This window comes from Polaromonas sp. P1_E1_2 (genome assembly GCF_056406035.1).
The window spans coordinates 1-2,875 of the sequence record NZ_JBFUAZ010000552.1 but is presented as its reverse complement, the minus strand read 5'-3'; the positions used below and the strand labels follow the sequence as shown (position 1 = coordinate 2,875).

4 protein-coding genes are annotated in these 2,875 nt (G+C 64.6%); all 4 read left to right on the top strand.

The window, feature by feature from the left end; all coding sequences use genetic code 11:
• The coding region (locus AC1D1P_RS19700; protein WP_477674137.1) for a FliH/SctL family protein at positions 1-310 on the top strand (310 nt) is incomplete at its 5' end.
• The gene (locus AC1D1P_RS19695; RefSeq protein ID WP_477674136.1) at positions 307-1,770 is read left to right on the top strand and encodes a FliI/YscN family ATPase; all 1,464 of its coding nucleotides are present in this window, start codon (positions 307-309) and stop codon (positions 1,768-1,770) included. The genes AC1D1P_RS19700 and AC1D1P_RS19695, both read left to right, overlap by 4 nt.
• Positions 1,767-2,288: a hypothetical protein gene (locus tag AC1D1P_RS19690; RefSeq protein ID WP_477669641.1), complete on the top strand. Its 522-nt coding sequence runs from the start codon at positions 1,767-1,769 to the stop codon at positions 2,286-2,288. The genes AC1D1P_RS19695 and AC1D1P_RS19690 overlap by 4 nt, the downstream gene beginning before the upstream one ends.
• On the top strand, positions 2,285-2,875 hold a 591-nt coding region (locus tag AC1D1P_RS19685; protein WP_477674135.1), incomplete at its 3' end, for a hypothetical protein. The genes AC1D1P_RS19690 and AC1D1P_RS19685, both read left to right, overlap by 4 nt.

Here is a 2,875-nt window from a genome sequence, read left to right as displayed (position 1 = left end):
CACCCGGGACATGCTGAAGGCGGGCGTGGTGAACGCGCTCGCCCATTGGCGAGGAAAAGCGGCGCTCGAAATTCACGTCCACCCCGAAGACCTGCAGTGGCTTGAAGCGGATACAGATTTGGGAGCCCGCATCGCATCACAGAGAAATCACACAACGCGGTGGGTTGCCAGCACTGAGGTCGCCTTGGGCGGCTGCATGTTGCGTTCCCCCGAGGGCGCGCTCGACGCCCGCCTTGATGTGCAGGTTGAGGCGCTCAAAACAATGCTGCTTCAGACCCGGGCGACACGCCGAGCGGAGCGCCCGGCATGAACTCCAACCCGGGCTCCCCGGCCGTTTCCGACCTGGCAGGCCAGGCCGCCAGTCCGGGGCTGAGCGCCTATCGAAAAGCTGTACGGGAGCAGGAACTGATGAGGCGTGTAGGCTGGGTGCGCCAGGTCCAGGGTTTGGCCATCCAGGCGCAAGGGCCGGACGCCGTGGTGGGCGAGTTGTGCCGGATCCGTCCGCGCCTGGCGCCCCATGACCCGTCGGGATCGGACCCGGCAGGCGATTTGTTTTCGGCGAATGCGGGGGTATTGGCCGAGGTRGTGGGTTTGCATGCCGGCCATGTCACGCTGCTTCCTTATGGCTCGCTTCAGGGCGTCAGCGCTGGCGCCGAGGTGGTTGCACTKGGCCGGGCATCGACCTTTGGGGTGGGTCCTGCCCAGATTGGCCGCGTGATAGACGGCTTTGGTGAGCCTCTGGATGGCGGTGCGCGGCCTGCCACGGTTCGCGACGTCCCCTTGCACGGCGCGCCCGTCAATCCCATGAAGCGACCGCCGGTTGCCCGCATCATCGAAACCGGCATTCGGGCGATCGACGGCCTGCTTACTTTGGGCCAGGGCCAGCGCGTCGGAATCTTCGCGGGAAGCGGCGTCGGAAAGAGCACTTTGCTCGGCATGATTGCGCGTCATGTCAAGGCCGACATCAACGTCATCGCGCTGATCGGCGAACGCGGGCGGGAAGTCCGGGACTTTATCGACAAGCAGCTGGGGCCCGAGGGTCTGCAGCGGTCCGTTGTTGTAGTCGCTACCGCAGACCAACCCGCACTGGCCCGGATTCGCGCCGCCCATGCGGCCGTCGCGATCGCCGAATACTTCAGGGACCAGGGACGGCAGGTCCTTCTCACCATGGACTCGGTCACCAGGCTGGCGATGGCTCGCCGTGAAGTCGGCCTCTCGGCGGGTGAACCACCCACAGCGCGGGGCTATACGCCCTCGGTGTTTGCCGAGTTGCCGCAACTGTGCGAACGCTTCGGAACATCGGACAGCGGCGGTGCGATCACGGCCTTGCTGACGGTTCTTGTCGAAGGTGACGATTTCAACGAACCCATCTCGGACAACCTGCGCGCCATACTGGACGGCCACATCGTGCTGTCGCGCTCGCTGGCCCATACCGGCCAATATCCCGCTATCGACGTTCTGCAAAGCACCAGCCGTTTGCGCACGGACCTCACGGATGCCGCCGAGCGTGAGCTTGTCAACCGCGTGACCCGGCATATTTCACTGATGGAGCGCAATCGCCAGATGGTGGAGATTGGCGCTTATGAAGCCGGAACCAATCCGCAACTGGACAAGGCTCTGCGGCGTGACACGGCACTTCGAGAGTGGATGACGCAACGGGACGGTGGTTTTGACCGGCCACGTGCGCTGGAGCAGTTGCGGGCCTGCATGGCTGAAGCCGTAGCTGTTCCGGCAGCCATGCCGGGCATCAAAGCGGGAGGCTCGAGATGAATCTGCCGGGTTACAAAAATTCGGGAAAAGGCGATTTGCGCGGGTTCAAATATCCGTTGGAGCCTTTGGCCAGGCGAGCCCAATGGGAGCTTGACGAGCTGAACGGAAAACTTGCCAAAGCGCAGCACGAACTGGCCTCGGCACGGGCCGCGCTGAGCGCCACGAAAAGTCTGCACAGGCAGACATCCGAGAAGCTGGGGCAGCAGCTCCAGGTGCGCCTGGACGCTTCGATGCACCAGGCCGGACTGCTCTACCTGGCGCAGCTGCAGGCTTCGATGGAGAAGATTCAGGCACAAGTGGCCGTGCTGGACAAGGCACGCGATGGCTTCTTGCTGCTGTGCCGGGCGGCCGAAACCCGGCTTGAAGGGTTTCGGTCCCACGAATCGGCCGTCATCGATACTTACGTGCGTGAGCAGTCGCGCCTTCACGCGACAGAAGCCGACCGGGACTGGATGACGCGCGAGGCCTTCAACAGGGCGCCCGCGACCTCCCCGACTGAACCCGGAGGCGGCGCATGAGTTCTCCGTTGTTCCCGCTCCGGGAAGATCCTGGAGCGTTGCGACTGGTGGCCAAGGCTGGGGCGGGATTGCAGCAAGCGGCTGCCGGCGATCAGCCGCAATCGGCCGGTGCCTGGAATCGCGAGATGGAGCGGGCGCAACTGGACACCTGGTTCAAACCGCGACAAGCTGCACCGCGCAGCGACGGTCGGCCCGAAGGCACTACCAGCCAGGCTACTTTGAATTCAGGTGCACAGCGCCCCGCATCGTCCAACAATGCGGTGAAGGCGGACGGACGCAGGGTGACACCGCCTCTGATGGGCGCCGGTCCTGTGCCGAATCGTGGGCCCGGGATACAGGCAGCGGCCCTGATGGTCGTGCAAGCGCCCAAGCCCGAAGCCAGCCGTATGCTTGTCACGGATATACGGGCGGCCAGTCTGGCGCTTGCGCTGGCAGGCGTCTCGCGCCTGAAGGTGGTGGGCTTGGCGCCTCCGACTGATCCCGGGGACATGGCGGATGCGCTCAATGTACCGGCAGGACTGGGCTCACCAAGCGAAGAGGCCGATCTCGATTCGCAGGCGATACGCCTGCATGCCGAATGGCACGGG

Coding starts and splice junctions, on each gene's coding strand:
- AC1D1P_RS19690 (WP_477669641.1), top strand. CDS start 1,767: ATGAATCTGCCGGGTTACAAAAATTCGGGAAAAGGCGATTTGCGCGGG.